The organism is Pseudomonas sp. PA-1-3F (assembly GCF_021609665.1).
Classification (GTDB): domain Bacteria; phylum Pseudomonadota; class Gammaproteobacteria; order Pseudomonadales; family Pseudomonadaceae; genus Aquipseudomonas; species Aquipseudomonas paracarnis.
Genome location: NZ_WJZD01000001.1, coordinates 90,204 through 106,446, shown reverse-complemented (window position 1 = coordinate 106,446; position 16,243 = coordinate 90,204). Strand labels below are relative to the sequence as shown.

Sequence of the window (16,243 nt, the reverse complement as noted above, 5' to 3'; positions counted from 1 at the left end):
CCGTTGATGAACTCCAGTCGACCTTACCTGGTCCGCGCGCTCTATGAGTGGATTGTGGACAACGATTGCACCCCGCACATGCTGGTCAATTCCGAATTTCCTGCGGTTCAGGTACCCCAGGGTTTTGCCAGTGACGGACAGATTGTGCTGAACGTATCGCCCAGTGCCGTGCGCCACCTGCACATGGACAACGAAGCGGTGAGCTTCGAAGGGCGTTTCGGCGGTGTGCCCCATACGCTGTTCGTGCCCATCGGTGCCATCCTCGGGATCTACGCCCGGGAAAATGGCCAGGGCATGGTGTTCGATCTGGAGTCGCCTTTGGAGGATGACGAAACGATCGAAGGCGAAGACGGTGATGATGTACCGCCACCGGATACCGAGCCGCCGCGCCCTAGCGGTCGGCCAAGCTTGAAAGTGGTGAAGTAGGCGGATTTCGCTTACAGATCCATCTGAAAAATGCCCCGACGTCTGTCGGGGCATTTTTTTTGCGTGAAGGATATGGATGAAAGTCGCGCCAGAACGGTGATCGTACAACCACCATGGGCTATGATGCGGTCTTTAGTTCGTCGAGAAAGATGGTTCATCATGGAAAACGCCAGCGCCGCCCCACGTCTTCCCCGCAAGCGCCGCAGCCTTGCCCAGGAATTGGTCACGGTGTTGTCCGAGCAGATCCGCGATGGCCAGCTCAAACGCGGCGACAAGTTGCCCACCGAGTCGGCGATCATGGATGCCCACGGCGTCAGTCGGACGGTGGTGCGTGAAGCCATCTCGCGCCTGCAAGCGGCGGGGCAGGTCGAGACTCGCCACGGTATCGGCACCTTCGTGCTGGACACGCCAAGCCCCAGCGGTTTTCGCATAGACCCGGCCACCGTGGTGACCTTGCGCGATGTGCTGGCGATTCTGGAGCTGCGTATCAGCCTGGAAGTGGAGTCTGCGGGCCTCGCGGCGCTGCGTCGCAGCGATGAGCAACTGGCGGCCATGCGTGCGGCCCTCGATGCCTTGAATGAGAGTGCGGCCCACGCCGGCGATGCGGTGGCGTCGGACTTTGCCTTCCACCTGGAAATTGCACTGTCTACCGGCAACCGCTACTTCACCGACATCATGACCCACCTGGGCACCAGCATCATTCCGCGTACCCGCCTGAATTCGGCGCGCCTGGCCCATGATGATCAACAGCACTACATGAGCCGCTTGAGCCGCGAACACGAAGAGATCTACGAGGCGATAGCCCGCCAGGATTCGGATGCGGCGCGGGCTGCGATGCGCTTGCATTTGACCAACAGTCGCGAACGACTGCGCCATGCCCATGAAGAGGCAGAGGCGCAGCGGGTCTGATCGTTCCCACGCTCTGCGTGGTAACGCCTCTATGGACGCTCCGCGTCCCGATGCGCGTGAATTTCTCAAGCCCTCGCAGGGTGACGCGGAGCGTCATAGGCTGTATTCCCACGCAGAGCGTGGGAACGATCATGCCAGCCGTTAGTTGACGGGTTGGTTTGGCTTGTAGTCTTTAAGCAGCAAGTACGTACTCCACCCCCACCAATCATTGGTCCAGTGCTTGTCGTTCAAATCGTTGACGTCCTTGCGCCGCAGCACCTTGTCCCCTTCCATCTTGAACAGCGGCGAGAAGTTATTCGCCGGGTTTTGCGCGGCGTTCAGGTCGGGCACATACAGCGGTGCCTTGAACTCAGCCGGGGAGGGCGCGATGCCGCTGATGAAGGTTTCGAAGATTTCATCTGCCGAGGCCTGTACTGCCCGTTTGACCTGCACGCGATTGTCGGCGTCAATGCTGTCGAAGTAGCGCTTGTCGCCGTAGGCATGCCACTGAGCGCCCATGGCATTGCGCACCTTGAGCCCGAATTTACTGTCTTCATCGTGCATGAAGCGGCTGATCAGCGAGCCGAGTTCTCCTGGTGTCACCACTGCCGCCAGTTGTTTACGCGGTACCCGCAGGTGGCCGGCGGAAAACAGGTCGGTCAAAAAGTGATCGGCAAAGCTGTTCATGGCATAGGCCAATTCCAGCGCCTGGTCGGTGCCGGTCTGATGGGCCACCACTGCCTGTTGCAGTGCTGCCGTATGGCCGGCCAAGTAGGCGGACAGGGCCCATTCACCGAAGTGGTCGGCGTTGTCCGCTGCCAGTTTCAGGTAGCGGCCGAGTGGCACGAGGGCCGAAACAGCGCTGCCGCCGCCGGTGATGCGGTTCCACTCCTCGGACAACGTATCACCCAGGGCGTCGTAGGCTTCGTGCGGCTGTTTGCCGTCCTTGATCGCCTGGTTGACGGCGTTGATCTCCTTTTGCATCACCGCCAGGATCTTCTGCGCTTCTTCCCGTGAAGCAGGCAACACGGCAAGAGAATTGAAGGCCGCGGTGAAGCGTTGCACGCGCTCGGCCGGAGAATTGCCCTCGCTGATCGGTTGGCCGGGGATGCCATAGAAGTCGCCGCCCAGGGCGATCACTTGGCCATAGGTCAGCGCAAGCCCGTTGGGCAGGTGCAGTTCGACTTGGCGCGCAGGAATGGCCGGGGCGTCCTTGACGAAGCGAAGCAGGGTGTCATCGCCGATGGCGGCGTGTTCACCGCCTTCGAAGCGCAGGGTAGGTGGTGTTTTTTCGGGTGCTGCGAGTTCAAGACCTGACATGTTAGCTCCTTGCTATGTCGTAGGAATCTTCCGTGATGACTGTATATGCATACAGCTTTCTGAATCATAGGTGAGAAATTTCCTACGTCAAGAGCCGCGTCTTAAGCCTTCGCGGGATTACGCCGGATGAATTGCAGTTGACGAATCTGTTTATAGTTGTACGATGACGTACGACATCATCAAAACCAACAACAACCTTTCGTTAGAAAGTCTTCGCCCAGGGTGTTCGAATAATGAATCCACAAGAACTGAAGTCCATCCTCTCCCACGGTCTGCTGTCTTTCCCGGTGACCGATTTCAACGCCCAGGGTGATTTCCACCAGGCGGGTTACATCAAGCGCCTGGAATGGCTGGCCCCTTATGGCGCCAGCGCCTTGTTCGCCGCAGGTGGCACAGGTGAGTTTTTCTCCCTGGCGGCCAGCGAATATTCCCAAGTAGTGAAAACCGCCGTGGATACCTGTGCGTCCAGCGTGCCGATCCTGGCCGGTGTAGGCGGTGCCACCCGCCAGGCCATCGAGTATGCCCAAGAGGCCGAACGCCTCGGCGCCAAAGGTCTGTTGCTGCTGCCGCACTACCTCACCGAAGCCAGCCAGGACGGGGTTGCCGCCCACGTTGAAGCCGTGTGCAAGTCGGTCAAGATCGGCGTGGTGGTGTACAACCGCAACGTCTGCCGCCTGACCGCACCGCTGTTGGAGCGCCTGGCCGGGCGTTGCCCGAACCTGATCGGCTACAAGGATGGCCTGGGTGATATCGAGCTGATGGTGTCGATCCGCCGTCGCCTGGGCGACCGTTTCAGCTACCTCGGTGGCTTGCCGACCGCAGAGGTTTACGCCGCGGCCTACAAGGCCCTGGGCGTGCCGGTGTACTCCTCGGCGGTGTTCAACTTCATCCCCAAGACTGCGATGGATTTCTACCACGCCATTGCTCGCGAAGATCACGCCACCGTTGGCAAGATCATTGACGACTTCTTCCTGCCATACCTGGATATCCGTAACCGCAAGGCGGGTTACGCGGTGAGCATCGTCAAGGCCGGTGCGAAAATCGTCGGTTATGACGCCGGCCCCGTGCGCACGCCACTGACCGACCTGCTGCCGGAAGAGTACGAAGCCCTCGCCGCGCTGATCGACAAGCAAGGCGCGCAATAAATTATCCACAAGGCCGCTGAGCAATCAGCGGCCTTTTGCGTCAGGAGAAGATTCGTGTCCCAGGCAAAGCGTTTTGAGAACTACATCAATGGCGAATGGGTAACCGGCGCCGACTACTGCACCAACATCAACCCGTCGGATGTGTCCGACGCCATTGGCGAATACGCCAAAGCCGACGTGGCCCAAGTCAACGCGGCCATCGACGCTGCCCGCGCCGCGTTCCCGGCGTGGTCCACCTCCGGTATCCAGGCGCGTCACGATGCGCTGGATAAAGTCGGCAGCGAGATCCTCGCCCGTCGCGAAGAACTCGGCACCCTGCTGGCCCGCGAAGAGGGCAAGATCCTGCCTGAAGCCATTGGCGAAGTGACCCGCGCCGGCAATATCTTCAAATTCTTCGCCGGTGAGTGCTTGCGCCTCTCGGGCGATTACTTGCCTTCGGTGCGCCCGGGCGTCAACGTTGAAGTGACCCGCGAAGCCCTCGGTGTGGTGGGTCTGATCACCCCGTGGAATTTCCCGATCGCCATCCCCGCGTGGAAAATCGCCCCGGCCCTGGCCTACGGCAACTGCGTGGTGATCAAGCCTGCCGAGCTGGTGCCGGGCTGCGCCTGGGCCTTGGCCGAAATCATCTCCCGCGCCGGTTTCCCCGCCGGTGTGTTCAACCTGGTGATGGGCAGTGGCCGTGTGGTCGGCGACGTGTTGGTCAACAGCCCGAAAGTCGATGGCATCAGTTTCACCGGGTCGGTGGGCGTTGGGCGTCAGATCGCGGTCAGTTGTGTATCGCGCCAGGCCAAGGTGCAGTTGGAGATGGGTGGCAAGAACCCGCAAATCATTCTCGACGATGCCGACCTCAAGCAGGCTGTCGAGCTGTCGGTACAGAGTGCGTTCTACTCTACCGGCCAGCGTTGCACGGCCTCGAGCCGCTTGATTGTCACCGCGGGGATCCACGACCAGTTTGTCGCCGCCATGGCCGAGCGCATGAAGTCGATCAAGGTGGGCCACGCTTTGAATAGCGGCACCGATATTGGCCCGGTGGTATCCCAGGCCCAGTTGGATCAGGACCTGAAATACATCGACATCGGCCAGAGCGAAGGTGCCCGGCTGGTGAGTGGGGGCGGCCTGGTGACCTGCGACACCGAAGGCTATTACCTGGCGCCCACACTGTTTGCCGACAGTGAAGCGGCCATGCGCATCAGCCGTGAAGAGATCTTCGGCCCGGTGGCCAACGTGGTGCGCGTGGCGGACTACGAGGCGGCGCTGGCCATGGCCAATGACACCGAGTTCGGCTTGTCGGCCGGCATCGCCACTACCTCGCTCAAATATGCCAACCACTTCAAGCGCCACTCCCAGGCTGGGATGGTGATGGTCAACCTGCCGACGGCGGGGGTGGATTACCACGTTCCATTTGGTGGCCGTAAGGGTTCATCCTACGGTTCGCGTGAGCAGGGTCGCTATGCGCAAGAGTTCTACACCGTGGTGAAAACCAGCTACATCGGTTCGTAACACGCAGCATCCTCTCTGTAGGAGCGAGCTTGCTCGCGAAAAACTCAAATTCACCGCGTGCATCCTGAATGCCCGCGTGATCGTTGAAGTTCTTCGCGAGCAAGCTCGCTCCTACAGGGAGGCGCAACCAGGCAATACAAAATCATTACCCGCAAAAAAAATAATTAGTGGGAGTACTTTTACATGCAAGCGACCAAGCCGACCCATGTCCGCTATTTGATCCTGCTCATGCTGTTCCTAGTGACCACGATCAACTACGCCGACCGGGCCACCATCGCTATCGCCGGCTCCAGCCTGCAAAAAGACCTCGGCATCGACGCGGTCACCCTCGGTTATATCTTCTCTGCATTCGGTTGGGCCTACGTGGCCGGGCAAATTCCCGGTGGCTGGCTGCTCGACCGTTTCGGCTCGAAAAAAGTCTATGCCCTGAGCATCTTCACCTGGTCGCTGTTCACCGTGCTGCAAGGCTATGTCGGTGAGTTTGGCGTCTCCACTGCGGTGGTCGCGCTGTTCATGCTGCGCTTTATGGTGGGCTTGGCCGAGGCGCCGTCGTTTCCGGGAAATGCCCGTATTGTTGCGGCGTGGTTCCCTACGGCGGAACGCGGCACTGCGTCGGCGATCTTCAACTCGGCCCAGTATTTCGCCACGGTGTTGTTCGCGCCGTTGATGGGCTGGATCGTCTATCGCTTTGGCTGGCAGCACGTGTTTATCGTGATGGGCGTGATCGGCATTGTTTTCTCGCTGATCTGGCTGAAAGTTATCCACAGCCCGCGCCAGCACCCGATGATCAACGAGGCCGAGTTCAATCACATCGCTGCCAATGGCGCGATGGTCGATATGGACCAAGACAAGGGCAAGGGTAAGAAAACCGACGGGCCGAAGTGGGATTACATCCGCCAGCTCCTGACCAACCGCATGATGCTCGGCGTCTACCTGGGCCAGTACTGCATCAACGGCATCACCTACTTCTTCCTGACCTGGTTTCCGGTGTACCTGGTGCAGGAGCGTGGCATGACCATCCTCAAGGCCGGCTTCATTGCCTCGTTACCGGCGATCTGCGGCTTTATCGGCGGAGTGCTCGGCGGGGTGATTTCCGACTACCTGCTGCGCAAAGGCCATTCGCTGACCTTCGCACGCAAGGCGCCGATCATCGGTGGCCTGCTGATTTCCAGCAGCATCGTGGCGTGCAATTACGTAGACATCGAATGGATGGTGGTGGGCTTCATGGCCTTGGCCTTCTTCGGCAAAGGCGTGGGCGCATTGGGTTGGGCGGTGGTATCCGACACTTCGCCTAAACAAATCGCCGGCCTCAGTGGCGGCTTGTTCAACACCTTCGGTAACCTGGCCTCGATCACCACGCCGATTGTGATTGGCTACATCATCAGCACCACCGGCTCGTTCAAATGGGCGCTGGTGTTCGTGGGCGCCAACGCGCTGGTGGCGGTATTTAGTTACTTGGTGATTGTCGGCCCGATCAAGCGCGTGGTGCTCAAGGAGCCGCCTACCCAGGGCCCTGAGTTGACCAACCTTTCTCAAGCGCATTCCTGAGGTTCGTGTGATGCAGTTGATTGAACATGCCGACTCGCCGCGCTCGATCCGTTTGCACGAGCGCGACAATGTGGTGATCGTGGTGAACGATCAAGGGGTACCCGCCGGTACCGAGTTTCCCGACGGGCTGGTCACCGTGGATTTCATCCCGCAGAGCCACAAGGTGACGCTGGAAGACATCCCCGAGGGCGGCCAGATTATTCGCTACGGCCAGACCATCGGTTATGCCCTGGCGCCGATTCCGCGTGGCAGTTGGGTGCAGGAGGACCAGTTGCGCATGCCCACCGCACCGCCGCTGGACAGCTTGCCGCTGTCCACCGAGGTGCCTGAAACCCAGGCGCCCCTGGAGGGGTTTACCTTCGAGGGCTATCGCAATGCGGACGGCACCGTGGGCACGCGCAACATCCTCGGCATTACCACCACCGTGCAATGCGTTACCGGCGTGCTGGACCATGCGGTCAAGCGCATCAAGGACGAGTTGCTGCCCCAGTACCCGCATGTCGATGACGTGGTGGCGCTGACCCACAGCTACGGCTGCGGCGTGGCGATTACGGCGACGGATGCCTACATCCCCATCCGCACCGTGCGCAACCTGGCGCGCAACCCCAACCTGGGCGGCGAAGCCTTGGTGATCAGCCTGGGCTGTGAAAAGCTCCAGGCCGGCCAGGTGATGCACGACAACGACAGCTCCGTGGACTTGAGCGAGCCGTGGCTGTATCGCTTGCAGGATTCCAGCCATGGCTTTACCGAAATGATCGAGCAGATCATGGCCCTGGCCGACGTGCGCTTGAAGAAACTCAACCAGCGTCGCCGCGAAACCGTGCCGGCCTCCGAGTTGATCCTGGGCATGCAGTGCGGCGGCAGCGATGCGTTCTCCGGCATCACCGCCAACCCGGCGCTGGGGTATGCCTCGGACCTGTTACTGCGCGCCGGCGCGACGGTGATGTTTTCCGAAGTGACTGAAGTTCGCGATGCGATTTACCTGCTGACCTCACGCGCGAAGAACCCGGACGTTGCCCGCGAGCTGGTCCGGGAAATGGACTGGTATGACCGTTACCTGGCCAAGGGCGAGGCAGACCGCAGCGCCAATACCACGCCGGGTAACAAGAAGGGCGGGCTGTCGAATATTGTCGAGAAGTCGTTGGGTTCCATCGTCAAATCCGGCAGCAGTGCCATCAACGGCGTACTTGGCCCTGGCGAGCGCTTCAAGGAAAAGGGCCTGATCTTCTGCGCCACACCGGCCAGTGATTTTGTCTGCGGCACCTTGCAACTGGCAGCGGGGATGAATCTGCACGTGTTCACCACCGGGCGCGGCACGCCGTATGGGCTGGCGATGGCGCCGGTGGTGAAGGTCTCCACCCGCACCGAACTGGCCCAGCGTTGGCCGGACCTGATCGATATCGACGCCGGGCGCATTGCGACGGGGCGGGCGAGTATCGAGGAGCTGGGTTGGGAGCTATTCCACTTCTATCTGGATGTGGCCAGCGGCAAGAAGCAGACCTGGGCAGAGCGGCATAAGCTGCATAACGACATCACGCTGTTCAACCCGGCGCCGATTACCTGAAACCAGGCGCTAACCCTGTAGGAGCGAGCTTGCTCGCGAAAGACGCCAACGATAACGCGTGTTAACTGAATGAACGCGGCGCCTGGGAGTTTCTCGCGAGCAAGCTCGCTCCTACGACGGCAAGCCAGCTCCCACATTTGAATGGCGTTGCCCACACGAACCCGCTCGTACTGGCTTATCATTAGCCAACTAACGACGCCCACCAAGGTTCTCCCCGGCATGCTGGCAATCTTCCTCACCACCCTCACCATCACCGCGCCGGTGTTTGCCATGCTGTTCCTGGGCGTGTTTCTAAAGCGCATCAATTGGATCAACGACAACTTTATCCACACCGCATCGTCCCTGGTGTTCAACGTCGCCATGCCGGCGCTGCTGTTCCTTGGCATTCTGCATGCCGACCTGCACTCGGCGCTCAAGCCGGGCCTGCTCATCTACTTCTGCGTCGCCACCCTGGTGAGCTTTGCCGTGGCCTGGGGTTGGGCGATCTTTCGCTGCAAGCGCGAAGACCGAGGCATCTACGCCCAAGGCGCGTTTCGTGGCAATAACGGGGTCATCGGCCTGGCACTGGCGGCCAGTATGTACGGCGATTACGGCATATCCCTGGGCGCGATCCTCGCCGCGCTGGTGATCCTCTTTTACAACACGCTGTCGACCATTGTGCTGGCGGTCTATAGCCCGGTGATCAAGTCCGACCCGTGGAGCATCTTCAAAAGCGTATTGGCCAACCCGCTGATTATCAGCGTGATCGTCGCTACGCCGTTCGCGTACTTCCAGATCGGCGTGCCCGGTTGGCTTGAGAAATCCTTGCAGTACCTGTCCGATACCACGCTGCCGCTGGCGCTGATTTGCATCGGTGGCACCTTGTCCATGGCCGCGCTGCGCAAGAGCGGCAACATGGCGTTGAGCGCGAGCCTGATGAAGATGATCTGGCTACCGGTGATCGCCACCCTGGGCGCGTGGTTGCTGGGGTTCCGAGGGCCGGAGTTGGGGATTCTGTTTCTGTATTTCGGCGCGCCGACCGCCGCCGCAAGCTTTGTGATGGCCCGGGCGGCGCAGGGTAATCATGAGCTGGCGGCCGCGATTATCGTGATCACCACGCTGATGGCGGCGGTGACCACGAATATCGGGATTTTTGTGTTGCAGGCGGGTGGTTGGATCTGAAATCGGCGGGCAGCTTGAGGCCCCATTGCAGCGATGCGGCGACCCGACAAGCCAGCTCCCACATGTGGGCGTGTGAATACCCTCAAGTGTGGGAGCTGGCTTGCCTGCGATAGCTACAGGACAGTCACTGCTGATCGGCCTGATACGCCTCAATCACTTCCTGCGCCGCCCGAAACGCATCAATCGCCGCCGGCACCCCTGCATACACCGCGCAATGCAGCAGCGCTTCGCGGATCTCCTCCACCGTACAGCCATTATTCAGCGCACCGCGCACATGGCCCTTGAGTTCCTGCGGGCACTTGAGGGCGGTGAGGGCGGCGAGGGTGATCAGGCTGCGGGTCTTGAGCGGTAACCCTTCGCGGTTCCAGACGCTGCCCCACGCGTGCTCATTGACGAAGTCCTGCAGCGGTTGGGTGAACGCCGTGGCATTACCCAAGGCGCGGTCGACGAACGCATCGCCCATGACCTGGCGACGTACTTCAACCCCGGGTTTTTTCTGTTCGGTCATTGCGATTCCCTCTTGTGTTGGCGGTGCCAGGCGCGCAGTGAGGTGAACAACAGCAGAGCCCCTAACGCTGGCAGGACGTAATACAGCATCAATTGTTCAAGCTTGTTGGCCAGCGGCATGCCAGTGGTGAAGGCCATGACATGCAGCCCGTACGCCAGGTACAGCCCCAGCAGCACCAGCCCTTCGATACGTGTTACCCGATAGCCGGTATAGAACACCGGCAGGCACAGGATGATGGCGCCGAGCATCACCGGTAAATCGAAGTCCAGGGCGTTGGGCGAGACCGACAGCGGCGTCGGCGCCACCAGTGCGGTAAAGCCCAGCACGCCGAGCAGGTTGAACAGGTTGCTGCCGATCACGTTGCCCACGGCGATCTCCCGTTCGCCACGCAACGCGGCGATCAGCGATGTGGCAAGGCACGGCAGCGAGGTGCCGACGCCGATCAACGTGAGGCCGATGACGCGCTCCGACAATCCGAGATCGCCCGCTACATCCACCGCTGCGCCGAGCAACAAATGCCCGGCCAGCACCAGCACCAGCAAACCGCCGAGCATCAGCAGCACACTGCTCAGCCATGGCGCCTTCGCCACGGTGTCCAGAGTGCGCGGGCGGCGGGAATGACGCGTCTGATAATGCAATACGCCAAGGTAGGCCACCAGCGCCACCAGCAGCACGGCGCCATCGAAGGGCGTCAGCATTTCGTTAGCCGCCAGGATAAATACCAGCAGGCCGGCGACGATCATCACCGGGATATCTACGCGCACCAGTTGCCGCGAGACCCGCAACGGAATGATCAGTGCGGACAAGCCCAGGGTCACGAGGATGTTGAAGATACTGCTGCCGATGACACTGCCCACAGCGATATCCGTGTTGCCGGCCAGCGTGGCCTGAAGGCTGACGGTCATCTGCGGCGCACTGCTGCCGAAGGCGACGATGCTCAAGCCGATGATCAGTGGCCGAACCTTGAGACTCGCCGCCAGGCGTACTGCGGCGCGTACCAGGATTTCAGCGCCGATGATCAGCAAGATCAGGCCGCCCACCAGTTCGAGCAGGCTCCAGGGTGAGAGGGCGTTCAATCCGAAAATGCTCAAGGCTGCCTCGATCAGTTGTTCAGGGCTTGCACGCGTACCCGTGCGGTACCGCTGCGCAGCATGCGCAACTGCTCGGCAGCCTTGCGTGAAACGTCGATCAGGCGGCCACGGGTATGCGGGCCGCGATCAGTGATACGCACCACGACAGAACGGTTGTTGTCGAGGTTGGTCACCTTGACCTGCGTACCGAAGGGCAGGCGCCGATGGGCGGCGGTCAAGGCGTTCTGGTTGAAAGGTTCACCGCTGGCGGTTTTCTTGCCATGGTGCTTGGCGCCGTAATAGGACGCGGTGCCGGTTTCGTCGTAGCCGTTGGGGTCGATGAGGCCGCTGGCGCAACCGGCCAGCAGGGAGGACAGGGCCAGGAGGCCGAGTAGACGCTTCATTTCAAGATGTCCCCGTTGGATCGTTCCCACGCTCTGCGTGGGAATGCAGCTGGTGACGCTACGCGTCACAAAAGCGGACGCGGAGCGTCCCGTGAGGCGTTCCCACGCAGAGCGTGGGAACGATCATGGATCAGCCTTCGAGCTTGCTTTTGAGCAGTTCGTTCACCTGTTGCGGGTTGGCTTTGCCCTTGGAGGCTTTCATCGCCTGGCCGACAAAGAAGCCGAACATCTTGCCGCGCTTGGCTTCGTCTGCGGCGCGGTATTGCTCGACCTGTTCGGCATTGGCCGCGAGCATTTCATCGAGCACGGCCGAGATCGCGCCGCTGTCGGTGACTTGTTTGAGGCCACGCTTCTCGATGATCTCGTCGGCATTGCCTTCACCGGCGGCCATCGCTTCGAACACGGTCTTGGCAATTTTGCCGGAGATGGTGTTGTCCTTGATGCGCAGCAGCATGCCACCCAGTTGTTCGGCGGTGACCGGCGCGTCGTCGATTTCCAGGCCCTGTTTGTTCAACAGGCTGCCCAGCTCGACCATCACCCAGTTGGCCGCCAGCTTGGCGTCGCCGGCAATGCTCACGACTTTTTCGAAGTAGTTGGCTTGTTCACGGCTGGAGGCCAATACGCTGGCATCGTAGACCGACAGGCCGAATTGCTCCTGGAAGCGCTCGCGTTTTTGCTGCGGCAGTTCCGGCAGGGTGGCGCGGATGTCATTGAGGAACGAATCCTCCAGCACCACCGGCAACAGGTCCGGGTCAGGGAAGTAACGGTAGTCGTTGGCTTCCTCTTTGCTGCGCATGGCGCGGGTTTCGTCTTTGTTCGGGTCGTACAGGCGCGTTTGCTGGATCACCTTGCCGCCGTCTTCGATCAGCTCGATCTGGCGACGTACTTCGCTGTTGATCGCTTTCTCGATGAAGCGGAACGAGTTGACGTTCTTGATCTCGCAGCGGGTGCCGAACTCGACCTGGCCCTTGGGGCGGATCGACACGTTGCAATCGCAACGCAGCGAGCCTTCGGCCATGTTGCCGTCGCAGATGCCCAGGTAGCGCACCAGCGCGTGGATGGTCTTGACGTAGGCCACGGCTTCCTTGGCGCTGCGCATGTCCGGCTCGGACACGATCTCCAGCAGCGGCGTGCCGGCACGGTTCAGGTCGATACCGGTGGCGCCCGGGAATTCTTCGTGCAGGCTTTTGCCGGCGTCTTCCTCCAGGTGTGCACGGGTGACGCCGACGCGCTTGATGGTGCCGTCTTCCAGGGGAATGTCCAGGTGGCCCTTGCCGACAATCGGCAGTTCCATCTGGCTGATCTGGTAGCCCTTGGGCAGGTCCGGGTAGAAGTAGTTCTTGCGCGCAAACACGTTGTGCTGGCCGATTTCGGCGTCAATCGCCAGGCCGAACATCACCGCCATGCGCACCGCTTCCTGGTTCAGCACCGGCAGCACGCCGGGCATGCCCAGGTCTACCAGGCTGGCCTGGGTATTGGGCTCGGAGCCGAACGTAGTGGCGCTACCGGAGAAAATCTTCGATTGGGTGGCGAGCTGGGTATGAATCTCCAGCCCGATCACAACTTCCCATTGCATAGTGTTCTCCTCAGAAGCCGGTAGGGGTGCGGGTGTGCCAGTCGGTGTTCAACTGGTACTGGTGCGCCACATTGAGCAGGCGGCCTTCCTGGAAATACGGGGCGAGCAGTTGCACGCCCACCGGCAGGCCATCGACGAAACCTGCGGGCATGGACAAGCCCGGCAAGCCCGCGAGGTTGGCGGTGATGGTGTAGAGGTCTTCCAGGTACTCGGCGATCGGGTCGCCGGTCTTGGCGCCGATCTTCCACGCGAGGTTCGGCGCGGTCGGGCCGAGGATCACATCGACTTCTTCAAAGGCGGCCATGAAGTCGTTCTTGATCAGGCGACGGATTTTTTGCGCCTTGAGGTAGTACGCGTCGTAGTAGCCGGCCGACAGGGCGTAGGCCCCGACCATGATCCGGCGCTGCACTTCACTGCCGAAGCCTTCGCCACGGGAGCGCTTGTACAGGTCGGTGAGGTCTTTGGGGTTTTCGCAGCGATAGCCGAAGCGCACGCCGTCGAAACGCGACAGGTTGGAAGACGCCTCTGCTGGCGCGATCACGTAGTAGGCGGGAATCGCGTGCTGGTTGTTCGGCAGGCTGATTTCCTTGATCACGGCGCCAAGCTTCTCCAGCTCTTTGATGCTGTTTTGCACCAGATCGGCGATACGCGGGTCGAGGCCGGCGCTGAAATACTCTTTTGGCACACCAATGCGCAGGCCCTTGATCGATGTATTCAGGCCGGCGCTGTAGTCCGGCACGGGCTCGTCGATGCTGGTGGAGTCCTGTTTATCGAAGCCTGCCATGCCTTGTAACAATATTGCGCAGTCTTCAGCGGTGCGTGCCAACGGGCCGCCCTGATCCAGGCTGGACGCATAGGCAATCATGCCCCAGCGAGACACACGACCGTAGGTCGGCTTCAGGCCGGTGAGGTTGGTGAAGGCGGCTGGCTGGCGGATCGAACCGCCGGTATCGGTGGCGGTAGCGGCGGGCAGGAAGCGCGCGGCCACGGCCGCAGCCGAACCACCGGAGGAGCCACCCGGTACGTGTTCCAGGTTCCACGGGTTTTTCACCGCGCCGTAGTAGCTCGACTCGTTGGCCGACCCCATGGCGAATTCGTCCATGTTGGTCTTGCCCAGGGTCACGGCCCCGGCAGCGGCCAGCTTGGCGACCACAGTGGCGTCGTAGGGCGCCTTGAAGTTGTCGAGCATCTTCGAGCCGCAGCTGGTGCGAATGCCCTGGGTGCAGAACAGGTCCTTGTGGGCGATCGGTGCGCCGAGCAGCGCGCCGTTCTCACCGTTGGCGCGACGGGCGTCGGCGGCCTTGGCCTGGCTCAGGGCCAGCTCTTCGGTGAGGCTGATGAAGCTGTTGACCTTGGGATCGAGCGCGGCAATACGCGCAAGCAAAGCCTGGGTCAGCTCTTCGGAAGAAAACGATTTGTCGGCGAGACCGCGGGCGATCTCGGCCAGAGTCATGTGATGCATGAAAGGCTCTTTCCCTTTAGTCGATGACTTTCGGAACCAGGTACAGGCCGTTTTCGACCGCTGGCGCGATGGACTGGTAGGCCTCGCGATTATTGCGTTCGGTCACGACGTCTGCGCGCAGGCGCTGGCTGGCTTCCAGTGGGTGAGCCAGGGGCTCGATGCCGTCGGTATTCACGGCCTGCATTTGGTCGACCAGCCCGAGAATGCTGTTCAGGGCTGCGGTGGTCTGTGGAAGATCGGCATCATTAAGGCCAAGCGAGGCCAAATGTGCGATTTTTTCCACGTCGGAGCGTTCAAGCGCCATGGGATTCTCCAGTGGAAAACAGAACGGAGGGCGTCCGTGTGTTAGATTGTCGGAACACTACCGCATTTCTACGGTCATAAGGCCGCGATTGTGGGGGTTGGTGCACAGAAAGTCGGCCAATTTAGCACATTGGCGCCTTGCCCAAAATCCCTGTCGTTGTTAGAGTTTGCCGCACTTTTTTACCCACGCGTTGCCTAGGGTCCTTTCCCCATGTTCAAGAAACTGCGTGGCATGTTTTCCAGCGATCTCTCCATTGACCTGGGCACTGCCAACACCCTTATTTACGTGCGCGAGCGCGGTATCGTTCTGAATGAGCCATCGGTTGTGGCCATTCGGACCCATGGTAATCAGAAAAGTGTCGTTGCCGTTGGCACCGAGGCCAAGCGCATGCTCGGCCGTACACCAGGCAATATTGCTGCCATTCGTCCGATGAAGGATGGCGTGATCGCCGATTTCAGCGTCTGCGAAAAGATGCTGCAGTACTTCATCAACAAAGTTCACGAAAACAGTTTCCTGCAGCCCAGCCCTCGCGTGCTGATCTGCGTTCCGTGCAAGTCCACCCAGGTGGAGCGTCGCGCCATCCGTGAATCGGCCCTTGGCGCCGGTGCCCGTGAAGTATTCCTGATCGAAGAGCCAATGGCGGCTGCGATCGGTGCCGGCCTGCCGGTGGAAGAAGCGCGCGGTTCGATGGTGGTGGATATCGGTGGTGGTACTACCGAAATCGCCCTGATTTCCCTGAACGGTGTGGTGTATGCCGAATCCGTGCGCGTGGGCGGCGACCGCTTCGACGAAGCGATCATCACTTATGTGCGTCGTAACTACGGCAGCCTGATCGGCGAATCCACCGCCGAGCGCATCAAGCAGGAAATCGGCACCGCTTACCCAGGCGGTGAAGTGCGCGAAGTCGATGTGCGCGGTCGCAACCTGGCCGAAGGCGTTCCACGTGCCTTCACCCTGAACTCCAATGAAGTGCTGGAGGCTCTGCAAGAGTCCCTGGCCACCATCGTTCAGGCGGTGAAAAGTGCCCTGGAGCAATCGCCGCCGGAGCTGGCTTCCGATATTGCCGAGCGTGGCCTGGTACTGACCGGTGGTGGCGCCTTGCTGCGCGACCTCGACAAGTTGCTGGCCCAGGAAACCGGCCTGCCAGTGATCGTCGCTGAAGACCCGCTGACCTGCGTTGCCCGTGGCGGTGGTCGTGCGCTGGAAATGATGGATAAACACACCATGGACCTGCTCTCCAGCGAATAAGATTGCCTGGATGGTTCATGCTTCGTCGGCAGGCAGCACTTTGCAGTGCTGCCTGTTGGCGTTTATCTTCTTCAATCTGCATCCAGGCCGGTTTGATGCCGTATGAATAAAGAGAACAT

General features: G+C 60.7%; 15 protein-coding genes. 8 read left to right on the top strand and 7 right to left on the bottom strand.

Annotated features, from left to right (window positions below; translation table 11 throughout):
• Positions 1-6: 6 nt before the first annotated feature.
• Both GIV26_RS00520 and GIV26_RS00515 read left to right on the top strand, forming a co-directional pair.
• Entirely contained in the window at positions 7-426 is a 420-nt protein-coding gene (locus GIV26_RS00520) for a ClpXP protease specificity-enhancing factor (RefSeq protein ID WP_014716912.1), read from the top strand.
• Between the two features lie 159 nt (positions 427-585).
• Entirely contained in the window at positions 586-1,335 is a 750-nt protein-coding gene (locus GIV26_RS00515) for a FadR/GntR family transcriptional regulator (RefSeq protein ID WP_034126291.1), read from the top strand.
• Positions 1,336-1,476: 141 nt separating this feature from the next.
• Here the strand turns inward: GIV26_RS00515 and GIV26_RS00510 are convergent, their stop codons facing one another.
• A complete protein-coding gene (locus GIV26_RS00510) occupies positions 1,477-2,634 on the bottom strand; it encodes a phospholipase (protein WP_236279312.1) in 1,158 nt (385 codons plus the stop codon).
• Between the two features lie 233 nt (positions 2,635-2,867).
• Between GIV26_RS00510 and kdgD the strand changes: the two genes are divergently transcribed.
• From kdgD to GIV26_RS00485, 5 genes are all read left to right on the top strand, one after another.
• Positions 2,868-3,779 carry a 5-dehydro-4-deoxyglucarate dehydratase gene (gene kdgD, locus GIV26_RS00505; RefSeq protein WP_236279311.1) on the top strand — a complete coding sequence of 304 codons (912 nt, stop codon included), beginning with the start codon at positions 2,868-2,870 and terminating at the stop codon, positions 3,777-3,779.
• 54 nt (positions 3,780-3,833) lie between these two features.
• The gene (locus GIV26_RS00500; protein ID WP_236279310.1) at positions 3,834-5,279 is read left to right on the top strand and encodes an aldehyde dehydrogenase family protein; all 1,446 of its coding nucleotides are present in this window, start codon (positions 3,834-3,836) and stop codon (positions 5,277-5,279) included.
• A gap of 183 nt (positions 5,280-5,462) precedes the next feature.
• Positions 5,463-6,827: an MFS transporter gene (locus tag GIV26_RS00495; RefSeq protein WP_003188541.1), complete on the top strand. Its 1,365-nt coding sequence runs from the start codon at positions 5,463-5,465 to the stop codon at positions 6,825-6,827.
• Between the two features lie 10 nt (positions 6,828-6,837).
• Positions 6,838-8,391: a galactarate dehydratase gene (garD, locus tag GIV26_RS00490; RefSeq protein WP_032903376.1), complete on the top strand. Its 1,554-nt coding sequence runs from the start codon at positions 6,838-6,840 to the stop codon at positions 8,389-8,391.
• 219 nt (positions 8,392-8,610) lie between these two features.
• The gene (locus GIV26_RS00485; RefSeq protein WP_034126295.1) at positions 8,611-9,552 is read left to right on the top strand and encodes an AEC family transporter; all 942 of its coding nucleotides are present in this window, start codon (positions 8,611-8,613) and stop codon (positions 9,550-9,552) included.
• Between the two features lie 124 nt (positions 9,553-9,676).
• Here the strand turns inward: GIV26_RS00485 and GIV26_RS00480 are convergent, their stop codons facing one another.
• The 6 genes from GIV26_RS00480 to gatC all read right to left on the bottom strand — a co-directional run bounded on the left by GIV26_RS00480 (position 9,677) and on the right by gatC (position 14,876).
• Positions 9,677-10,060: a carboxymuconolactone decarboxylase family protein gene (locus tag GIV26_RS00480; RefSeq protein ID WP_034126296.1), complete on the bottom strand. Its 384-nt coding sequence runs from the start codon at positions 10,058-10,060 to the stop codon at positions 9,677-9,679.
• Positions 10,057-11,136 (bottom strand): calcium/sodium antiporter, encoded by a 1,080-nt coding sequence (locus GIV26_RS00475; protein ID WP_054897025.1) that lies wholly within the window; start codon positions 11,134-11,136, stop codon positions 10,057-10,059. Before GIV26_RS00475 ends, GIV26_RS00480 begins: the two co-directional genes overlap by 4 nt.
• Before the next feature lie 26 nt (positions 11,137-11,162).
• Entirely contained in the window at positions 11,163-11,534 is a 372-nt protein-coding gene (locus tag GIV26_RS00470; protein ID WP_034126298.1) for a septal ring lytic transglycosylase RlpA family protein, read from the bottom strand.
• A 130-nt stretch (positions 11,535-11,664) separates the two neighbouring features.
• Positions 11,665-13,110 (bottom strand): Asp-tRNA(Asn)/Glu-tRNA(Gln) amidotransferase subunit GatB, encoded by a 1,446-nt coding sequence (gene gatB, locus GIV26_RS00465; protein ID WP_054897023.1) that lies wholly within the window; start codon positions 13,108-13,110, stop codon positions 11,665-11,667.
• A gap of 10 nt (positions 13,111-13,120) precedes the next feature.
• Positions 13,121-14,572, bottom strand: a complete 1,452-nt coding sequence (gene gatA / locus GIV26_RS00460) for an Asp-tRNA(Asn)/Glu-tRNA(Gln) amidotransferase subunit GatA (RefSeq protein ID WP_205548448.1) — start codon at positions 14,570-14,572, stop codon at positions 13,121-13,123.
• Positions 14,573-14,588: 16 nt separating this feature from the next.
• On the bottom strand, positions 14,589-14,876 hold the full coding sequence (gene gatC, locus GIV26_RS00455; protein ID WP_003188556.1) for an Asp-tRNA(Asn)/Glu-tRNA(Gln) amidotransferase subunit GatC: 288 nt from the start codon (positions 14,874-14,876) through the stop codon (positions 14,589-14,591).
• Positions 14,877-15,086: 210 nt separating this feature from the next.
• Here gatC and mreB point away from each other — a divergent pair, with 210 nt between their 5' ends.
• Positions 15,087-16,124 carry a rod shape-determining protein MreB gene (gene mreB / locus GIV26_RS00450; RefSeq protein ID WP_002555108.1) on the top strand — a complete coding sequence of 346 codons (1,038 nt, stop codon included), beginning with the start codon at positions 15,087-15,089 and terminating at the stop codon, positions 16,122-16,124.
• The last annotated feature ends 119 nt before the right edge of the window (positions 16,125-16,243 follow it).

Coding starts and splice junctions, on each gene's coding strand:
- GIV26_RS00510 (WP_236279312.1), bottom strand. CDS start 2,634: ATGTCAGGTCTTGAACTCGCAGCACCCGAAAAAACACCACCTACCCTG.
- GIV26_RS00485 (WP_034126295.1), top strand. CDS start 8,611: ATGCTGGCAATCTTCCTCACCACCCTCACCATCACCGCGCCGGTGTTT.
- GIV26_RS00470 (WP_034126298.1), bottom strand. CDS start 11,534: ATGAAGCGTCTACTCGGCCTCCTGGCCCTGTCCTCCCTGCTGGCCGGT.
- GIV26_RS00495 (WP_003188541.1), top strand. CDS start 5,463: ATGCAAGCGACCAAGCCGACCCATGTCCGCTATTTGATCCTGCTCATG.
- GIV26_RS00520 (WP_014716912.1), top strand. CDS start 7: ATGAACTCCAGTCGACCTTACCTGGTCCGCGCGCTCTATGAGTGGATT.
- gatA (WP_205548448.1), bottom strand. CDS start 14,572: ATGCATCACATGACTCTGGCCGAGATCGCCCGCGGTCTCGCCGACAAA.
- gatB (WP_054897023.1), bottom strand. CDS start 13,110: ATGCAATGGGAAGTTGTGATCGGGCTGGAGATTCATACCCAGCTCGCC.
- GIV26_RS00515 (WP_034126291.1), top strand. CDS start 586: ATGGAAAACGCCAGCGCCGCCCCACGTCTTCCCCGCAAGCGCCGCAGC.
- mreB (WP_002555108.1), top strand. CDS start 15,087: ATGTTCAAGAAACTGCGTGGCATGTTTTCCAGCGATCTCTCCATTGAC.
- GIV26_RS00480 (WP_034126296.1), bottom strand. CDS start 10,060: ATGACCGAACAGAAAAAACCCGGGGTTGAAGTACGTCGCCAGGTCATG.
- kdgD (WP_236279311.1), top strand. CDS start 2,868: ATGAATCCACAAGAACTGAAGTCCATCCTCTCCCACGGTCTGCTGTCT.
- gatC (WP_003188556.1), bottom strand. CDS start 14,876: ATGGCGCTTGAACGCTCCGACGTGGAAAAAATCGCACATTTGGCCTCG.
- garD (WP_032903376.1), top strand. CDS start 6,838: ATGCAGTTGATTGAACATGCCGACTCGCCGCGCTCGATCCGTTTGCAC.